The sequence below is a fragment of the Mesorhizobium sp. M1399 genome (assembly GCF_040317735.1).
In the GTDB taxonomy this organism is placed as follows: domain Bacteria; phylum Pseudomonadota; class Alphaproteobacteria; order Rhizobiales; family Rhizobiaceae; genus Mesorhizobium.
Genome location: NZ_JAMYKZ010000007.1, coordinates 68,656 through 85,621, shown reverse-complemented (window position 1 = coordinate 85,621; position 16,966 = coordinate 68,656). Strand labels below are relative to the sequence as shown.

The following is a 16,966-nucleotide window of genomic DNA, read 5'->3' as shown; positions in this document are numbered from 1 at the left end:
CAGGGAGGAAGCGATGACGAAGACCATTCGTCTGACCATGACGCAGGCGCTCGTGCGCTATTTAAGCAATCAATTCACCGTTATCGACGGCAGCAAGGCTCCGCTGTTTGCGGGCGTGTTCGCCATTTTCGGTCACGGCAATGTCACCTGCCTGTCCGAGGCCTTGGAGGCCGCGCAGGACGTCCTGCCAACATGGCGCGGCCAGAACGAGCAGTCGATGGCACTGGCTGCGATCGGGTTCGCGAAAGCGAAGCGCCGGCGCCAGATCATGATCGCCGCTACCTCTATCGGCCCGGGCGCTCTGAACATGGTGACCGCCGCAGGCGTCGCCCATTCAAATCGGCTTCCGGTACTGATGCTTGCCGGCGACACCTTTGTCAGCCGCCGGCCGGATCCGGTGATGCAGCAGGTCGAGCACTTCGGCGATCCTACAGTAAACGTCAACGACGCGTTCAAGGCGGTGACTCGCTACTGGGACCGTATTGTCCATCCCGAACAGATCATCTCCTCGCTGCCCCAGGCGGTCGCGGTTCTGCTTGATCCGGCCGACTGCGGGCCGGCTTTCATCGCCCTTCCCCAAGACGTGCAGGAGGTCGTCTGGGATTATCCCGAGTCCTTCTTCGAACCCACGGTCCATGCGATTCCGCGCCCCCGGCCGGATCGCGCGCGTCTCGAAGAGGCGGTGCGTCTTCTCAAGGCGGCAAAGCGTCCGCTGATCATTTCAGGCGGCGGCGTGCGTTACTCCGGTGCGGAGGCTGCTGTTGCGAAATTCGCCGAGGCGCGCGGTATTCCGCTTGCCGAAACCATCGCCGGTAAGGGCACGGTGACGCACGACCATCCTGCCCATGTCGGGCCCATTGGCATCGTCGGCTCGACATCGGCGAACGCGCTTGCGGGTGAGGCCGATGTGATCCTGGCCGTCGGCACGCGGCTCATGGACTTCACGACGGGATCGTGGAGTGCGTTCAGCCCCGACGCCAAATTCGTCTCGATCAACGCCGCGCGGTGGGATGCCACGAAGCACCGGGCTCTCGCCGTGGTCGGCGATGCGCTGGAAACCATCAACGAGGTCGAGGCCGCGCTCGGTGACTGGAAAGCCGAAAGCGGCTGGACCGAAAAAGGCAAGGTCGAGTTTGCCAAGTGGAACACCGCGCTCGACGGATTCCAAAAACCCACGAATGACCCGGTTCCGACTTACGCGCAGGTCGTCGGCGTGGTCAACGCGAAGGCCGGCGAGCGGGATCTGCTGATCACCGCGGCAGGCGGGCTTCCCGGGGAAGTCATGAAGAACTGGCGCGTGAAAGAGCCGAACACCTTCGACTGCGAGTTCGGATTTTCCTGCATGGGCTATGAGATCTCAGCCGGATGGGGTGCGGCGATGGCGGATCCGAGCCGCACGCCAATCGTGATGATCGGCGACGGCACCTACATGATGATGAATTCCGACGTCTACTCATCGGTCCTCGCCGGCCACAAGATGATCCTGATCGTCTGTGACAATGGCGGTTATGCGGTGATCAACCGGCTGCAGAATGCCAAGGGCGGCGCGTCGTTCAACAACATGATCAAGGATTGCCGGGTCAAGGAGCCGTTTTCGGTCGACTTCGCCAAGCACGCCGAGGCCATGGGCGCCCTCACGCGGCGGGTAGAGAGCCTTGCCGATCTCGGCCAGGCTGTGGAGTGGGCCAAAGGGACGGATCGCACCACCGTGATCACCATCGTCTCGGATGGCTACACCTGGACACCCGGCGACGCCTGGTGGGATGTCGGCGTGCCGCAGGTCAGCGAGCGGGCCGAGGTGCGCGAGGCCCATTCGGTTCAAGCCGAAGGCCGCAAACGGCAGCGCATCGGAGTCTAGGTTTTTCGGACGCCCCCTGGGGCGTCCTCTGCCGGAACGATGCCACACTCCCTGAGCATTGTTCCGGCAGCTTTTTCGCGGCGCCAAAAGTGGGCGGCGGCAGCTGGAATGATGATGGAGATCAAGATGAGAGCCAAGCTCGGCATCGCGCCGATCGCCTGGTGGAACGATGACCTCGCCGAATTGAGCGACGACGTTTCGCTGGAGGAGTGTCTGCGGCAGGCCCGTGAGGCCGGCTTCACCGGCATGGAGACCGGCCGCCGCTTCCCGATGGACGCGGCGGTTCTCGAGCCCATTCTGAGGCAGCACGGCATGAGCGTCTGCGGCGGCTGGTTCTCCGGTCTGCTGCTTGACGGCGATATCGAAGCGGAGAAAGACCGCATCGCCCAGCAGATGCAGCTCTTCAAGGCCGTCGATGCCCCCTGCATCGTCTACGGCGAGACTGCAGGCACCATACAGGGTGATCGCTCCGCGCCGCTTTCCACCAAGCGGCGGCTCTCGGAAGACGAGATCAGAATCTATGGTCGCAAGATGACTGCCTTCGCCGAATGGTGTTCGGACGAGGGCATGCCGATTTCCTACCACCACCACATGGCCGCGCCGATCGAGACCGAGGAAGAGCTCGACTTCCTGATGAAACATTCCGGCGAGGGTCTGGCCCTGCTTTACGACGCCGGCCACATGGCCTTTGCCGGCGGCGACGTGCTGCGGGTGGTCGACAAGCACCACGCCCGCATTTCGCATGTACACACCAAGGATATCCGCCAGGCAGTCGTGGACGGGCTCGACCGCACCCGGGAAAGTTTTCTCGACGCGGTGGTCAACGGAGCCTTCACCGTGCCCGGCGACGGCTGGCTCGACTTCGAGGCGATGATCAAGCGCTTGGCGAGCCACGGCTACGAAGGCTGGTTCGTCGTTGAAGCCGAGCAGGATCCCGTCAAAAGCCCGCCGCTCGAAATGGCGAAGATAGGTCACAAGGAATTGCTGCGCGTCATGGCCGCGGCTGGCTACACAGTGGAGGACAAGGCATGAACCGGATGGATGGTAAGATCTGCGTCGTCACCGGATCGACGCAAGGACTGGGCGCGGCTATCGCTCGCCAGCTCGCCCGAGCCGGAGCCGCTGGCCTCGTCACACTTGGTCGTAACGAAACCAAGGGCCGCGCGGTGGCCGCAGACATTTCGCACGCCACGGGCGTGCCCGTGCACTATGTCAACGCCGATCTTGGCAATGTCGAGGATTGCCGCCGCGTGATCGCGGAAGCGGAGCGCGTTTTCGGAAGAATCGACGTGCTGGTCAATGCAGGCGCGCGGACGGACCGAGGCACGATCCTCGACACATCGCCAGAATTGTTCGACGCCCTGTTCGCCGTGAATGTACGCGGACCTTATTTCCTCATGCAGGAAGCCATCCGGCACATGATCGGCCATGGCATCGAGGGTGCGATCTGCAACATCGGCTCGATTTCGCAGCAGGCCGGCCAGCCCTTCATCAACGTCTACTGCGCCACCAAGGCGGCACTGGCGACACTGACCCGCAACACGGCATTTTCCGTCATGAAGAACCGCATCCGCGTCAACCAGTTGGATATCGGCTGGATGGCGTCCGACCACGAGCGGGAATTGCAGGCGAGCGAGAAGGGCGATCCCGACTGGGAAGCGAAAGCCGTTGCACACCTGCCCTTCGGACGCCTGATCGACCCCCGCGAGGCGGCACGAGCGGTCAACTTTCTCGTTTCGGACGATGCGGGTCTCATGACGGGTGCGGTGGTGGATTACGACCAGACCGTGCTTGGCGCCGCACCCGGTCCCATGGCCGTGCCTGAGAAGGCGATGGCGCTCTGAAGCCATTGGAACCGTCGAAGCGGAGACGGAAAAGAAAGCAGCTGCCCTGTGAGGACCCACATCACTCTTCTGGGCGGCTCCGATAACGGATGAACCGGCGGCCCTGCCGCCAGAAGGAGAGCAAGATGCGGACCATTAAGGGGCCAGCTGTGTTTCTGGCTCAATTCGCGGGCGACGAAGCACCGTTCAACAGCATCGAGGGATTGGCCGGCTGGGCCTCGGCCAAGGGCTTCAAGGGCGTGCAGATACCGACCTGGGACAAGCGCGTCATTGATTTGAAGCAAGCGGCTGAAAGCCAGACCTATTGCGATGACTATGCCGGCAAGCTCGCCGAACACGGCCTGGTTGTCACCGAACTGGCGTCGCATCTGCAAGGTCAGCTTGTGGCCCTGCATCCCGCCTACGATCATCCGGCGGATTCCTTCGCCGCACCCGAGGTGCGGGGCAATCCGGCCGCACGGCAGGCGTGGGCAGTCGAGCAGCTTCATCTCGCCGCCAAGGCGTCGAGGCGTTTCGGCATAGACCGCCATGTCACCTTCTCAGGTTCGCTGCTGTGGCCGTTCCTCTATCCCTATCCGCAATGGACGGATGGGCTGATCGACGACGGTTTCGATGAGCAGGCTCGGCGCTGGCGGCCAATCCTTGATGCCTTCGACGAGAGTGGCGTGGACCTGTGCTACGAAATCCATCCTGCCGAAGACCTGCATGACGGGCTGACCTTCGAGATGTTCCTGGAGCGCGTCGGCAACCATCCGCGCTGCAACATCATGTACGACCCCAGCCATCTCGTGCTGCAGGCGATCGATTATCTCGCCTACATCGACCACTATCACGAGCGCATCAAAATATTCCACGTCAAGGATGCCGAGTTCCGGCCGGACGGTAAGACCGGCGCCTATGGCGGCTTCCAGCCCTGGATCCGGCGCGCCGGCCGCTTCCGCTCCCCAGGCGACGGACAGATCGACTTCAAGGCGATTTTCTCGAAACTCTCCGGCTACGACTTCGACGGCTGGGCGGTGCTCGAGTGGGAATGCTGCCTCAAGAATTCAGAGGACGGCGCGGCTGAGGGAGCCCGCTTCATCGCCGATCACATCATCCGCGTTTCCGAACGCGCCTTCGACGACTTCGTCAAGGCCAGTGCGAACCGCACGATCAACGATGCCATTTTAGGTATCGACAGGGGGGCACGCTCGTGACTGCTGATTTTCAGCGACCGCTTCGGCTCGGCATGGTCGGCGGCGGCGAAGGCGCCTATATCGGCAACATCCATCGCATCTCCGCCCGGTTCGATGGCGCCTTCCAGCTTGTAGCCGGCGCGTTCGACGCGGATGCAGCGCGCGGCCACCGCTTCGCGGCAACGCAAGGTATCGATCCCGCCCGATCCTATGACGACTTCAAGGCCATGATCGCCGCGGAAAACGATCGCGAGGATCGCATCGACGTGGTGGCGATCTGCACGCCAAACCACACCCATTTTCCGATCGCCAAGGCTTTTCTCGAGGCCGGCTACGAGGTGATCTGCGAAAAGCCGCTGACTAACACACTCGAAGACGCGATCGCGCTCGAGCAGCTGGTGCGCGAGACCGGACGCTTCATGGGCGTGACCTATACCTATTCGGGGTATCCGATGGTGCATGAGGCGCGCGAGATCGTGGCAGCAGGCAAGCTTGGCGCGATCCGCATCGTGCAGGTGGAGTATCCCCTGGAATGGATGGCGACGGCCATCGAGACCGCGGGCAATGTCCAGGCCGCCTGGCGCACCGACCCGAAGCGATCGGGGCGTGGCGGCTCGATCGGCGACATCGGCACGCACGCCTATCATCTGGCTGGCTTCGTGACCGGGCTGAAGCTGGAGTCCCTGACAGCAGACCTCGCTTCCTTCGTCGAGGGACGCGTGCTTGACGACAACGCCCATGTGCTGCTGCGCTACGAAGGGGGCGCGCGAGGGCTGCTTTGGTCGTCACAGGTCGCACTCGGCTGCTCGAACGGGATCCGGCTGCGTGTCTTCGGCGAAAAGGGCGGGTTAACCTGGTTCCAGGAGCAACCGAACGAGCTGATTTTCTCACCGCTGTTCGGTCGCACCGAGACCATCAAGCGGGGTGCTGACGATCTGAGTGAGGCAGCGAAGGTGCGAACCCGCACACCGCCCGGCCATCCCGAGGGCTATCTGGAGGCCTTCGCCAATCTCTATCGCGGCTTTGCCGAAGCCATCCACGCCCGTCGCGAGGGGCGCAAGGCAGCGGCAATAGGGTTGAACGTGCCGACCGCTTATGACGGGCTGAAGGGTGTGGCATTCGTCGATGCAGTCGTCGATAGCGCCGAAGCCGAAGGGCAGCCATGGCTGAAACCTCACGCCGTCTGACAGGCCATCGGGGGTGCGCCGACGCAAGGTCGGCGGGCCCTCAATCCTTCCGGGGAGTCTGGGTCAAAACTCAAGTAGCTGGCTACCCAAGTGGTCAGGATGGAAGGGGAGTTGCCCGCTGCCGGAACGAGAAGTTAGCGCCAATGGCGGCCGTTCGGAGGCATGTTCCGGAATGACTTCATTGGGGCTGGACGCGGAATGGCAGCTCTCGTGCTACTGACCTTAGAGAGCGGACCGTAGGTGGGGTGGACGTCGTCACCACCTGACCTTTTCTAGCATTGAGTTCCAGCCGGTCTGCGGCGTAAACGGAACGCGATCATGCCGCCGGCGCTACTCAATGCGATTTGATTAGTCGGCATAGCAATCTGACGACCAACGCTAGCTCTGCACGCGTGTCGAAGATTTTCAGGCTGGTCAACCACGTTCGTGGCTTGGCGGCAAAGGACGCCCGCCCCGAACGCGCATACTATCCTGAAAGAACTTCTTCATCTCGCGAAAAGCGGAGAATCCAAAACAGCGGGCAAGCCTTGTCGGCGCAGTAGTGCCCACGCCACAGCGGCGGGCAATCGCAGCCGCGCTTTCAAATGCAATGATCTCCGGCTTTTCAAGTGCTTGCCGAGCTACCTTCTCGAGAGCGGGGGTCAATCGAAGCTCGCGCTTCGCGATCGCAGTTTTGATCTCATCAAGACATTTGGGTCTGTGTGCAAGTACAGGCGATTTCATCCGAAACCCTCCAGACCTTCGAAGAATCGGTAGCCAGCTAGCCCTGAAATCCAGCCCATGACGGCAAGGCGTTCACGAGCCACGTCAGCCCAATCGCTCTGAAGCAAACGATCCAGGCGACGCGGGGAATACGACGGTCTTGTTCCCGTTGAGGAAAACCCGACGATGGATATGGGCGTGGATTGCCCGGGCGAGCACCTGTGCCTCGACGTCGCGGCCGAGGCTGACATAGTCCTCGCTGGACTGCGCATGCGTCACGCGGATCGTGTCCTGCTCGATGATGGGTCCTTCGTCCAGGTCAGCCGTCACGTAATGCGACGTAGCCCCGATCAGCTTCACACCTCGGTCGTGGGCCTGTTTGTACGGATTGGCGCCTTTGAACGAGGGCAGGAAGGAATGGTGGATGTTGATGATCCGGCCAGACATTTTCTGGCACATCTCGTCCGAGAGAACCTGCATGTACCGCGCCAGGACGACCAACTCGGCGCCCGCGTCCTCGACCACGCGCATCTGATGTGCCTCTGCCTCGGCCTTGTTCTCTTTCGTTACCTTGATGAGGTGAAACGGGATGTCGTGGTTCACGACGACCTTCTGGTAGTCCATGTGATTGGAGATCACTCCGACGATGTCAATCGGAAGCGCTCCGATACGCCAGCGATACAGAAGGTCGTTGAGGCAATGGCCAAACCGCGAGACCATTATGATGACCCTGCGCTTGACGCTCTCGTCGAAGAATTCCCACTCCATGCCGAACTGCGAGGCGATTGCTTTGAAGCCCGAACGGAGTTCTTCCAGCCCCCATCCGCCTTCGGAGCGGAAGCTCACCCGCATGAAGAAGTTGCCGGTGTCGGCGTCGTCGAACTGCGCGCTGTCAGTAATGTTGCAGGTTTGGTCGGCGAGGAACGTCGAGATCGCCGCGACAATCCCCCTGGTCGAGCGGCATTTGACGCGAAGTGCAAAGTTCAACATTGGCTCTCTTCCTGGGCGGACTTACGCCTGAAGGCTGCGGCGGAACGCCGTCAGCGTATTGGAAAGCAGGCAGGCGATCGTCATGGGGCCGACGCCGCCAGGGACCGGCGTTATGGCGCCGGCGTGGGCCGCCTCTGCGAATGCGACATCGCCCACGAGCTGCGGCTTACCGTCTCGCGTCACGCGGTTGATGCCGACATCGATCACGACCGCACCTGGCTTGATCCAATCGCCTCGGATCATCTCTGCCCTTCCCACTGCTGCCACCAGGATGTCGGCTGACCGGCGCCAGATCGCGGGTATGCGAGTGCGCGATGGTGACGGTGCAGTTTTCGGACAGCAGCAACTGGGCCATCGGCTTGCCGACGATGTTGCTGCGGCCGATGATGATGGCATGCAGTCCGGACAGGTCGCCGAGCCTTTCCTTCAGGAGCATCAGGCAACCAAGTGGTGTGCACGGCACCAGCGCCTCCTGGCCGGTCGCCAAGCTGCCGGCATTTTGGATATGAAATCCATCAACGTCCTTGCTCGGCACAATGGCATTGAGCACGGCGCTTGCATCGATCTGCGGCGGCAACGGGAGTTGCACGAGGATGCCGTGCACTGCGGGATCGCCGTTCAGCTTCTCAATCAACCCGAGGAGGTCATCTTCGGTGGTCCGCACGGGCAGCCGGTGCTCGAAGGAAGCCATCCCCGCGGCAATAGTCTGGCGATGCTTTGAGGAGACATAGACGGCGCTGGCCGGATCGTCACCCACCAGTACGGCCGCCAGACCAGGCACCAGGCCGGTCTTCGCTCTGAGTGTCGCAACATCAGCGGTGACCTTGCCCGCCAGAACGGCCGCAGCGGCCTTCCCGTCGATGATCATTTCAGGACGTGGACTTTCCATGGCAAATCCTGTTTTCCAAAACGCTAGATACTGCCTGCACCGGTTCCGAATGACGAAGCCGGAGGGCCCATGCTTTCTGATCCGGCAAGAGTCCCGACGTTTGGTGATCCGCCGGCTCAGCCCAGAACGCTCGCTAGACTGACGGGGGCACCGGTCTTCGCCGACACCGTTGCTGCCTCTGCCATCGCCAGCGCGGCAATGCCGTCGTCTAGGGTGACGGGAACCGCCTTGCCACCATTGACTGCCTCGACAAAACCGGCCCATTCGGCGGCATAGGCCGGCATGTAGCGCTCCAGGAAGAAGTAGGTCGGCTTGGCCCCCGTCACGCCAGAGGTGGTGGACTTCACCACCGTGTTTTCCAGCATGTTCTGCGCCTGCAGTAGCCCTTCGGACCCCAGAAGTTCCACGCGCTGATCATAGCCGTAGACAGCGCGGCGGGAGTTTTTGATGACCGCGATCCGGCCGTCCGCGTAGGTCAACGTGACGACAGCCGTCTCGACGTCTCCGGCTGCCCCGATCTCCGGATCGACGATAGAGGATGCCACCGACGTGACCGCTACGGGAGCAGTTCCCATGATGAAATTCGCCATGTCGAAATCGTGGATCATCATGTCCCGGAACAGGCCACCAGATACCTTGATGTAGGCAACCGGAGGCGGCGCCGGGTCGAAGGACGTAATCGACAGGAGTTCGGACTTGCCGATCTCACCTCTGTCAGCGGCCGCCTTCAGAGATGCAAAGTTCGGATCGAAGCGGCGGTTGAATCCTATCATCACCGGGCGGCCAGTTCCGGCGGCAACTTTCTGGCAAGCGTGTGCGCGGGCAAGGCTCAGATCCACAGGCTTCTCGCAAAGCACGGCCTTGCCGGCGACAGTCGCCCGCTCGATCAGGTCGGAGTGAGTATCGGTCGAAGTTGCGATTAGCACCGCGTCGATCGAGACATCGTTGAGTATGGCGTCAGTGGTCCGAGCCTCGGCATCATACTGGGAAGCGAGCTTTTCCGCGGCTGCGGCATTGATGTCCGACACCGCGACGAGCGTGCTGTCGGGATGCGACGAGATAGCCGTCGCGTGAACGCCGGCGATACGTCCGGCACCGAGAAGGCCGACTTTGAGCATAGTTGTCCTCTAGCTTTGCTGTGTGTCTGGTTGATCTTTAGATCAGCGAGAAAGTTTTGAACGCGCTTGCCCGCTGATGGGGGACGAGCCCGTCCCTCCCCATTTGAAGGATGTCTCTGGATCTGGTTTAGGCTTTCGCCTGCTCCAGGAATTGGCGGTATTCCGCCTCCGCGATCGCAACATTGTGCTGCGGCTGCGGGTAGGCTCCCGAACCGACGTCGGCGACGAATTCCTTGAACGCCGCAATCCGCTCCTGTTGGAGCCGCGCATACTCGGCCGCGAAATTGCGATAGGTCTTGGCATGGCGCGGCTTATGGCCATCGGTATGGCCAAGCACGTCCTCGGCGAACAGATATTGCGCATCGGCTCCCGGCCCGGCCCCCATGCCGAGCATGATCATCGAAGTGTTCTTCGAGATGAATGCACCGACTTTGTCAGGGACAACTTCAAGCTCGGCGCCGAAGCAGCCGATGGCCTCAAGCTGCTTCACCTGCTGCCAGACTTTCAGGGCTTCCTGCCCGGTCTTGCCCACCGCCCGAAAGCCTGTCCAGGTGATGTAGGAAGGAATGAGGCCGACATGTGCGACGACTGGCACGTGATTATCGCATAATGTCTTCTGGATGTCATAGGAGGCAGCGCAATAGAAGCAGTCACCTCCCATCGCTGCGAAGTGGAAAGCTGCTCGCAGATAGTCCTCGGCAGTTGCGAGAGGTCGGCCCTCAAAGGTTCCCCAGCCACCATACGGCAGACCGACCTGGACGAAGCAGCGCCCAGCCGCCTCACGCATTTGAGGACTGAAAAAGCGCCCCTCGATCGACAGCATCTGGATCCCCGCCGCGTTCGCGGCCGCGGCCTCTTCTTCCGTGGTGACATAAAGCATCGAGATCTTCTCGCCGCGCGCCTTCATGGCGCGAATGTCTGCGACGGTGGGCCGGGTGTTCTTGGTGACCATTCTTGTTCCTCAGACGGTGAAAGCTTCGCGGAAGGCTAGTAGCGCCGCCTCGGGATCACCGGAGGCAAACGCCTCCATCCCAACCGGCCCGCGGTAGCCCATGTCTTTAAGCGCGCGGGCGATGCCCCGGTAATTGATCTCGCCGGTGCCGGGCTCCATGCGTCCGGGAACGTCGGCCACCTGGACCTCGCCGATCCAAGGCAGACAGGCGCGACAGAGCGCGATCAGATTCCCTTCGCCGATCTGCGCATGGTAGAGATCGAGATTGAGGCGCAGGCCCGGTCGGTTGACGCTCGACACCAGCGCAAGTGTGTCTTCGGCGCGCCCAAACGGCACGCCGGGATGGTCGACCGGAAGGTTCAGATTCTCCAGCGTGAAGGTCACTCCCTCGGCCTCGGCTAGATCCGCGATACGGTTCAGCGTCTCGCGCCCCTTCAGCCACATCGCGCCGGCTATCGTTTCGCAAGGCGTGACCGGCATGCCGCCATCGCCGAGCCCGGTGCCGTGCAAATTGAGCCGCGCGACGCCGAGGCGCTTGCCAACCGCCGCCGTCTCCTTTGCTGTCTTCAACAGTTCGGCGGCACCCTCGTCGTCGGCAAGCCTGCCGCGCAGATAGCCGTTCATGATCGAGAAGATCGCGCCGGATTTCTCCAGCATTGCGAGGTCGTGATCGGGCCAGTTCCAGAGGCCGACCTGGAAGCCTATTTCGGTGAGGCGCTTGACGCGCCATTCCATCGGCTGGTCGCGCCAGAGCATCTCGGCGCATGCCGCAAGCGTAAAGGTATCGGACATGTCAGACCTCGATATACACGCGGCCGTCCTCGACCTTTGTCTTGTAAGTCTTGAGGTTCTCGCACGCCGGTGGCGTCTCTACTTCGCCGGTCGTGAAGTCGAAAACGGAAGCATGCTTGGGGCACTCCACCGTATTCCCCATGACAAGACCGTCGGCAAGGTGGATCTTCTCATGCGTGCAAAGCCCGTCTGTACAATAGAATTCGTCCGCGTCGTTGCGGAAGATTGCGAAGGTACGGTCGCCATTCTCGAAGCGTTTAGCTTCCTCGGCTTCGATTTCATCAGCGGCACAAGCGTCAACCCAGGGCATTGATTCTCTCCTCAGATATCTTGCGGTTTGAAGTCTGCGGGAGCGGACGGCATCACGCCCTGGAGCAGCGCGACGGACTTCTCGAGTCCCTCCAGCGAATTGAGAAGGACGTCTTCGTGCTCGATGGAAAGCCAGCCGTCATAGCCAGCCATCTTGAGTCGGTAGCAGAACTGCCGCCACCACTCCTCGCCGTGCCCGAACCCAAGTGTAATGTAGCTCCAGGACCGTGCCGGAATGTTCATCAGGCTCCCATTCTCAAGCAGCGAGGTCGTTGCCTGAACCGGCCGGTTGAGCATCGTATCCTTGGCGTGAACGTGATAGACGGCCTCGCCTAGCGCGTCGGCGGCAGCGAGAGGATCAGCGCCCATCCAGAACAGGTGCGAGGGGTCGAGATTGGCGCCTAGGACAGGTCCGACCGCTTCCCGCAGTTTCAGGAGCGAGGGCACGTTGTATACGCACTGATTGCCGTGGAGTTCGAGCGCGATGCGATCGACACCGTTTTCCTTCGCCAGCGCCGCGATCTCGGTCCAGAAGGGTATCAGCTTATCTTCCCATTGATATCTAAGGATGGTCTGCGTTTCCGTCGGCCAAGACGAGACGACCCAGTTCGGCATGCTGTCGCCAGCGCTGCCAGCCGGCAGACCGCTCATGGTGCAGACGGTGCGAATGCCCATCTCTCCGGCGACGCGGATCGTGTCTTTCAATCCTTGGCCTTGGGCCGGATCGGTCGGGTGCAGCGGATTGCCGTTTGCGTTGAGGCTGATGATCTCCAGGCCGCGTTCCTCGAAGGCTGCAGCAAACCGCTTCTGCGCTTCCCTGTTACCCAGCATGGACGAAAGCCGGAAATGCGGGGCGGTCGACCAGCCGCAGGCGTTTACTTCGATGCCGGATACCCCCATGCGCTGGGCATGATTAAGCACCGCGTCGAACGGCAGATTGCCGAGACTGTCTGAAACGAAACCCAGCTTCACGCGTAGAACTCCGGCTTTGCAATCATCTGCACAGGCGTACGACGGGCTTCCTTCAACGCACTCACGCCAGCCTCGGCAACGATTGCGGCGCAATAGCCGTCCCAGCAATCCGAGGCGGTCGTGGGGAACTCACCGGTCATGACAAAGCGAAGGAAGTCGCGGTTCTGGCGGCGATAGGCATCATAGTACCTGGTCCGCCAGTCGGCGTCGTAGCTTGTGCTTTGGGCAAGCGCCGACTCCCTGCGGGTGTAGGCAATGTTGTTCGTCGCCACCGCTCCGCGCTCGCCGATCAGTTCGGCGCGGACGTCATAGCCGTAGGCGGCGTTGTTGTTGATCTCGATATTGACGAGCTGCCCGTCCACCGTTTCCAACACCATGACGACAGGTGCGACACGCGCGTCCGAGCGGCGCGGCTGGAACGCGGAAATAGAGGCATATTCTGTCCCGAGCACGTAACGCACGACGTCGAATTCGTGCGGTGCCGAATTCGTGATGGCCATAGCGCCGGTAAAATCGGCCGCAGGTGTCTCAACATTGCGGTGAAAATTGTGCATCATCAGCGCCCGGCCGAGATGACCATTATCGAGCGTTTGCTTCATTTCCTGATAGGAGCGGTCGTAACGCCGCATGAAGCCGAGCTGGACGAATTTCGCCCCTGCCTTCTGTTCGGTTTCCATCACGGCGATGCAGTCAGCGGACGATTGTGAAAGGGGCTTTTCGCACAGAACGCGCTTGCCCATGGCAATACAGGCCATCGAGAGAGGTGCATGCGTGAAATCGGGGCTCGCAATGATCACGGCGTCCACGTCGTGCCGCGCGATGGCGCCGTTGGGGTCGGTGGCAATGTCGACGGCACCACATGCATCGGCGACGAGGCGAGCGCGCTGCTGATCCATGTCGCAGATCAATTGGAGCTTTGCGCCTGGAAGCTCCTCGGCGACTATCTTGGCATGATCTGCGCCCATCAGGCCGGCGCCGATCACCGCAATGCGGATTGTCATCTTAGTCCTATTCTTTGCGTTTCTAATTTACGGGGCAGCGGCGCGCCGTGATGCGCAGCCGACTTGCCGGGGCTCCAGGGAAGGGTCTACGGAGCGGCTGATCCCTCCAGCACCTGGAAGGACGGCGGATGGCCTTCATGCTCGGCCATGTAACCTTCGACCTGGGCTTCCAGGCCGGCCATGGTCTCGCCGCCAGCCATCAGATCCGTGATCTCCTCGCGGGACCTTTGGCCCTTGCGGAAATCATCGGCGATGGCGCCGCGGATCAGCACCGCGAAATGGTCGCCGACAGTCATGGCGTGCATGACCTGATGGGTGATGAAGACCACCGCCAAGCCACGCTTCTTGGACTCATTGACGATACGCAGCACGTGGGAGGCCTGCTTGACGCCGAGCGCCGCGGTCGGCTCATCCAGGATCAGCACGCGCGCTCCAAAATACACAGCGCGGGCAATGGCAAGCGACTGGCGCTCTCCGCCCGACAGGCCGCCGACTAGGCGGTCACCGTCATCAATGCGGGTAATTCCGAAATCCCGGACCGCTTTCACCGCGATCTCGTTGGCGCGCTTGCGGTCGTAGATCTTGAACGGTCCCCAACCTTTGGTCGGCTCGACGCCGACGAAAAAGGACCGCCCGATGCTCATCAGCGGAAACGTGCCGCCGAACTGGTGCACCGTGGCGATGCCCCGTCCCTGCGCATCACTCGGCCCAGTAAAGGTCACCGGCTGACCATCCATCAGTATCTGGCCGCTGGTTGGTTTGTGGACCCCGGCCAGGGTTTTGATGAGGGTGGACTTGCCGGCGCCATTGTCGCCGAGAAGGCAAAGCACTTCGCCGGCGCGCACCCTCAGCGAAATATCGTGCAGGACATCGATCGGCCCGAAGGATTTGTTGACGCTTTTCAGCTCGAGAATGGCAGGTTTGTCGTTCATGGCGTGCGCACCTCTTCATCTGCGAACCGGCTTGGCTGATGCGGTTGATCGGCCAGGGAAGCTCGATGCTCGTTGACGGAAGCGAGTTCAGGGCCCGGCTGCTGTAACAACTCGTTTCTCATGGGTTTGCTGGCTCCCGCGGCAGGCTTCGCTTACCCCGCGGTCTGAAGTACAAAGCCAAATCGCGGAACGACTGGTTCATCAGCACGGCCACCAAGAGCATCACACCGATGATCAGGTTCGACCAGTTTCGGTCGATCTGGGTGAAGTAGATGCCCTGGCTGACTATGGCGAAGGTGATGGTGCCTACGAAGATACCAACAACCGACCCGAAACCGCCGGTCAGCAATACGCCGCCCACCACCACGGACACGATGGCGTTGAAGATGAAGTTCATGCCGCCGGAGACTTGGGCGGAATTGAACAGGATCGCCTGGCAGATGCCAACAAAGGTGGCGCTGACTGCGGACAACACAAACAGCGCAATGGTCATGCGGTCTGTCGGAATTCCGGCGTTGCGGGCGCTGACACGATCGCCGCCCATTGCAAACAGCCAGTTGCCGTAACGGGTCTTGTGCAGAACGAAGCCGATGATCACGGCGAATGCGATCCACCAGATGATGATGACCTGGTGACTGCCACCGATCAACTGGCCGAACAGGAATTTGGCCCAGCCCGGCGCGGTCAGGGCAACGCTGGCAGTCCCGGTCAGAAGCACCGAAGCACTGAGCACCACCCCCTGCATGGCGACCAGCGTGGCCAGAGTAATGATTAGCGAGGGCACGGAGGTGCGGATCGTCAGCAGGCCGTTGACCAGGCCGACCGCCACGCCGACTGTCAGCGCCCCAGCAATTCCCACCCCAATGGGCAGTCCGTAATAGCCGGTGAGTATGGCGGTTGTCATGGAACCCGCGGGGATCAAAGCGCCGATGGAGATGTCGAGTTCGCCTGAGATCATCAGCAGCCCGACTGGAATGGCGACAATGCCCAGATTGGCCGCGAAATTGACCCAACTCGCTGCACCAACGAGCGTGCCCAAACTGGCGCCGCCGAACAGAACGAAGAACAGCACGACGCCGATAAGACTGAGGATCGAGCCGGCTTCGGGACGGCGCAGCACCGATTTGATTGCGTCCATCATGACTGCGGCCCCTTCTTCGACGAATAGCTGAGCGCCAGCTGCCGGAAGGTGTCGTTGGTCAGCACCGCGATCAAAAGAAGCGCGCCAATTATGACGCTACCGATGTTGGGATCCATGCTCGTGAAGTAGATGCCCTGGTTCACGATCGAGAAGGTAATCGTGCCAAACACGATGCCAACGATCGAGCCGAAGCCGCCCGTGAGCAGAACGCCCCCAATGACCACACACATGATGGAATTGAAGATGAAGGACTGACCGGCCAGAACCTGCGCACTCTGGTAAACCATCACCTCGCTGACCCCAACGAAAGCGGCGCTGAAGCCGGACAGCATGAACAGACCAATGGTCAGCCGTTTGGTCGGAATGCCGACATTACGCGCGCTCTCCTTGTCACCGCCGAGTGCATAGATCCAGTTGCCTATCGGGGAGATGTGCAATAGCCAGAACAAGCCAATCACGAACACCACCCACCATAGGATCGTGACTTGAAACATGCCGCCGAGATAGTCGCCGAAGATTACCTTGGTGAGCGGGTCCGGCACGAGCGAGACGCCGGTGCTGCCGGCGATCTTGACGGTGAGACCTAGCGTCAGACCCATCGTGAGGAACATGGTGCCAATGGTGATTGTGAGCGACGGGATGGTGGTTCTCGTCACGAACAGCCCGTTGAGAAAGCCGACAGCGAGGCCGAGACCAAGCGCGGCCGTTATGCCAAGCCAGTCGGGCAACCCATAGTGACCCGAGACGATGGCAGCGGTGAGAGACGCCGCGGGGATCACGGCACCGACCGAGATGTCGAGTTCCCCGGCGATCATCAGCAACCCTATCGGCAGCGCGATGATCCCGATCTCAGACGCGATGTTCAACCAGCTGGCCGAGCCGGCTGCCGACGTGAAGGCACTTCCGCCGAACAGGCCAAAGAAAAGCAGAACTGCGACCAGCCCGAGGAACGAGCCCGCCTCTGGTCGACGCGCCAGCCGGCCGAGGGCTAGTCCGGACCGCGTGCGGTGAGGCGCCGGGGTTAATGTGGACGTCACGGGATGTGCCATTAGGGTAATCCGCGATCACGCGGCCGGCCGCGATGTGGCCGCCGCAGAGAGAGGG

At 61.5% G+C, this 16,966-nt stretch carries 16 protein-coding genes and 1 pseudogene; 5 read left to right on the top strand and 12 right to left on the bottom strand.

From position 1 onward, the window contains the following. Window positions 1–37 precede the first annotated feature (37 nt). The 5 genes from iolD to NKH05_RS13715 all read left to right on the top strand — a co-directional run bounded on the left by iolD (window position 38) and on the right by NKH05_RS13715 (window position 6,064). Window positions 38–1,858 carry a 3D-(3,5/4)-trihydroxycyclohexane-1,2-dione acylhydrolase (decyclizing) gene (gene iolD, locus NKH05_RS13735; RefSeq protein WP_502898591.1) on the top strand — a complete coding sequence of 607 codons (1,821 nt, stop codon included), beginning with the start codon at window positions 38–40 and terminating at the stop codon, window positions 1,856–1,858. A 126-nt stretch (window positions 1,859–1,984) separates the two neighbouring features. Beyond that, entirely contained in the window at window positions 1,985–2,890 is a 906-nt protein-coding gene (iolE, locus tag NKH05_RS13730) for a myo-inosose-2 dehydratase (RefSeq protein ID WP_352855605.1), read from the top strand. Further along, window positions 2,887–3,702 (top strand): SDR family oxidoreductase, encoded by an 816-nt coding sequence (locus tag NKH05_RS13725; RefSeq protein WP_352494519.1) that lies wholly within the window; start codon window positions 2,887–2,889, stop codon window positions 3,700–3,702. Before iolE ends, NKH05_RS13725 begins: the two co-directional genes overlap by 4 nt. Window positions 3,703–3,827: 125 nt before the next feature. Then, window positions 3,828–4,898 carry a sugar phosphate isomerase/epimerase family protein gene (locus NKH05_RS13720; protein ID WP_353025563.1) on the top strand — a complete coding sequence of 357 codons (1,071 nt, stop codon included), beginning with the start codon at window positions 3,828–3,830 and terminating at the stop codon, window positions 4,896–4,898. Between the two features lie 32 nt (window positions 4,899–4,930). Next, window positions 4,931–6,064 (top strand): Gfo/Idh/MocA family protein, encoded by a 1,134-nt coding sequence (locus tag NKH05_RS13715; protein WP_023718623.1) that lies wholly within the window; start codon window positions 4,931–4,933, stop codon window positions 6,062–6,064. Window positions 6,065–6,478: 414 nt separating this feature from the next. On the opposite strand, the gene NKH05_RS13710 is transcribed toward NKH05_RS13715, so the two are convergent. The 12 genes and pseudogenes from NKH05_RS13710 to NKH05_RS13655 form a co-directional block, all read right to left on the bottom strand. Further along, the gene (locus NKH05_RS13710; protein ID WP_084642600.1) at window positions 6,479–6,787 is read right to left on the bottom strand and encodes a MurR/RpiR family transcriptional regulator; all 309 of its coding nucleotides are present in this window, start codon (window positions 6,785–6,787) and stop codon (window positions 6,479–6,481) included. Window positions 6,788–6,871: 84 nt separating this feature from the next. Next, window positions 6,872–7,756: a formyltetrahydrofolate deformylase gene (purU, locus tag NKH05_RS13705; RefSeq protein WP_352589372.1), complete on the bottom strand. Its 885-nt coding sequence runs from the start codon at window positions 7,754–7,756 to the stop codon at window positions 6,872–6,874. A 21-nt stretch (window positions 7,757–7,777) separates the two neighbouring features. Further along, window positions 7,778–8,696 (bottom strand): annotated as a pseudogene (gene folD, locus NKH05_RS13700) (bifunctional methylenetetrahydrofolate dehydrogenase/methenyltetrahydrofolate cyclohydrolase FolD). A 65-nt stretch (window positions 8,697–8,761) separates the two neighbouring features. Further along, window positions 8,762–9,763 (bottom strand): inositol 2-dehydrogenase, encoded by a 1,002-nt coding sequence (iolG, locus tag NKH05_RS13695; RefSeq protein WP_352790735.1) that lies wholly within the window; start codon window positions 9,761–9,763, stop codon window positions 8,762–8,764. Window positions 9,764–9,890: 127 nt separating this feature from the next. Beyond that, window positions 9,891–10,715, bottom strand: coding sequence for a 3-methyl-2-oxobutanoate hydroxymethyltransferase (locus NKH05_RS13690; protein ID WP_352790733.1), 825 nt, complete (start codon window positions 10,713–10,715; stop codon window positions 9,891–9,893). A 9-nt stretch (window positions 10,716–10,724) separates the two neighbouring features. Continuing rightward, a complete protein-coding gene (locus NKH05_RS13685; RefSeq protein ID WP_352790731.1) occupies window positions 10,725–11,507 on the bottom strand; it encodes a TIM barrel protein in 783 nt (260 codons plus the stop codon). Window position 11,508: 1 nt separating this feature from the next. After that, complete coding sequence (locus tag NKH05_RS13680) at window positions 11,509–11,817, bottom strand: MocE family 2Fe-2S type ferredoxin (RefSeq protein ID WP_023718630.1); 309 nt, start codon at window positions 11,815–11,817, stop codon at window positions 11,509–11,511. Between the two features lie 11 nt (window positions 11,818–11,828). Then, complete coding sequence (locus tag NKH05_RS13675; protein WP_352855683.1) at window positions 11,829–12,788, bottom strand: sugar phosphate isomerase/epimerase family protein; 960 nt, start codon at window positions 12,786–12,788, stop codon at window positions 11,829–11,831. Next, window positions 12,785–13,789, bottom strand: coding sequence for a Gfo/Idh/MocA family oxidoreductase (locus NKH05_RS13670; protein WP_352855609.1), 1,005 nt, complete (start codon window positions 13,787–13,789; stop codon window positions 12,785–12,787). Before NKH05_RS13670 ends, NKH05_RS13675 begins: the two co-directional genes overlap by 4 nt. Window positions 13,790–13,875: 86 nt before the next feature. After that, window positions 13,876–14,721 carry an ATP-binding cassette domain-containing protein gene (locus NKH05_RS13665; RefSeq protein ID WP_023718633.1) on the bottom strand — a complete coding sequence of 282 codons (846 nt, stop codon included), beginning with the start codon at window positions 14,719–14,721 and terminating at the stop codon, window positions 13,876–13,878. Window positions 14,722–14,839: 118 nt separating this feature from the next. Then, window positions 14,840–15,862 carry an ABC transporter permease gene (locus NKH05_RS13660; RefSeq protein ID WP_502897180.1) on the bottom strand — a complete coding sequence of 341 codons (1,023 nt, stop codon included), beginning with the start codon at window positions 15,860–15,862 and terminating at the stop codon, window positions 14,840–14,842. After that, window positions 15,859–16,911, bottom strand: coding sequence for an ABC transporter permease (locus NKH05_RS13655; protein WP_352855613.1), 1,053 nt, complete (start codon window positions 16,909–16,911; stop codon window positions 15,859–15,861). Before NKH05_RS13655 ends, NKH05_RS13660 begins: the two co-directional genes overlap by 4 nt. Between the last annotated feature and the right edge of the window lie 55 nt (window positions 16,912–16,966).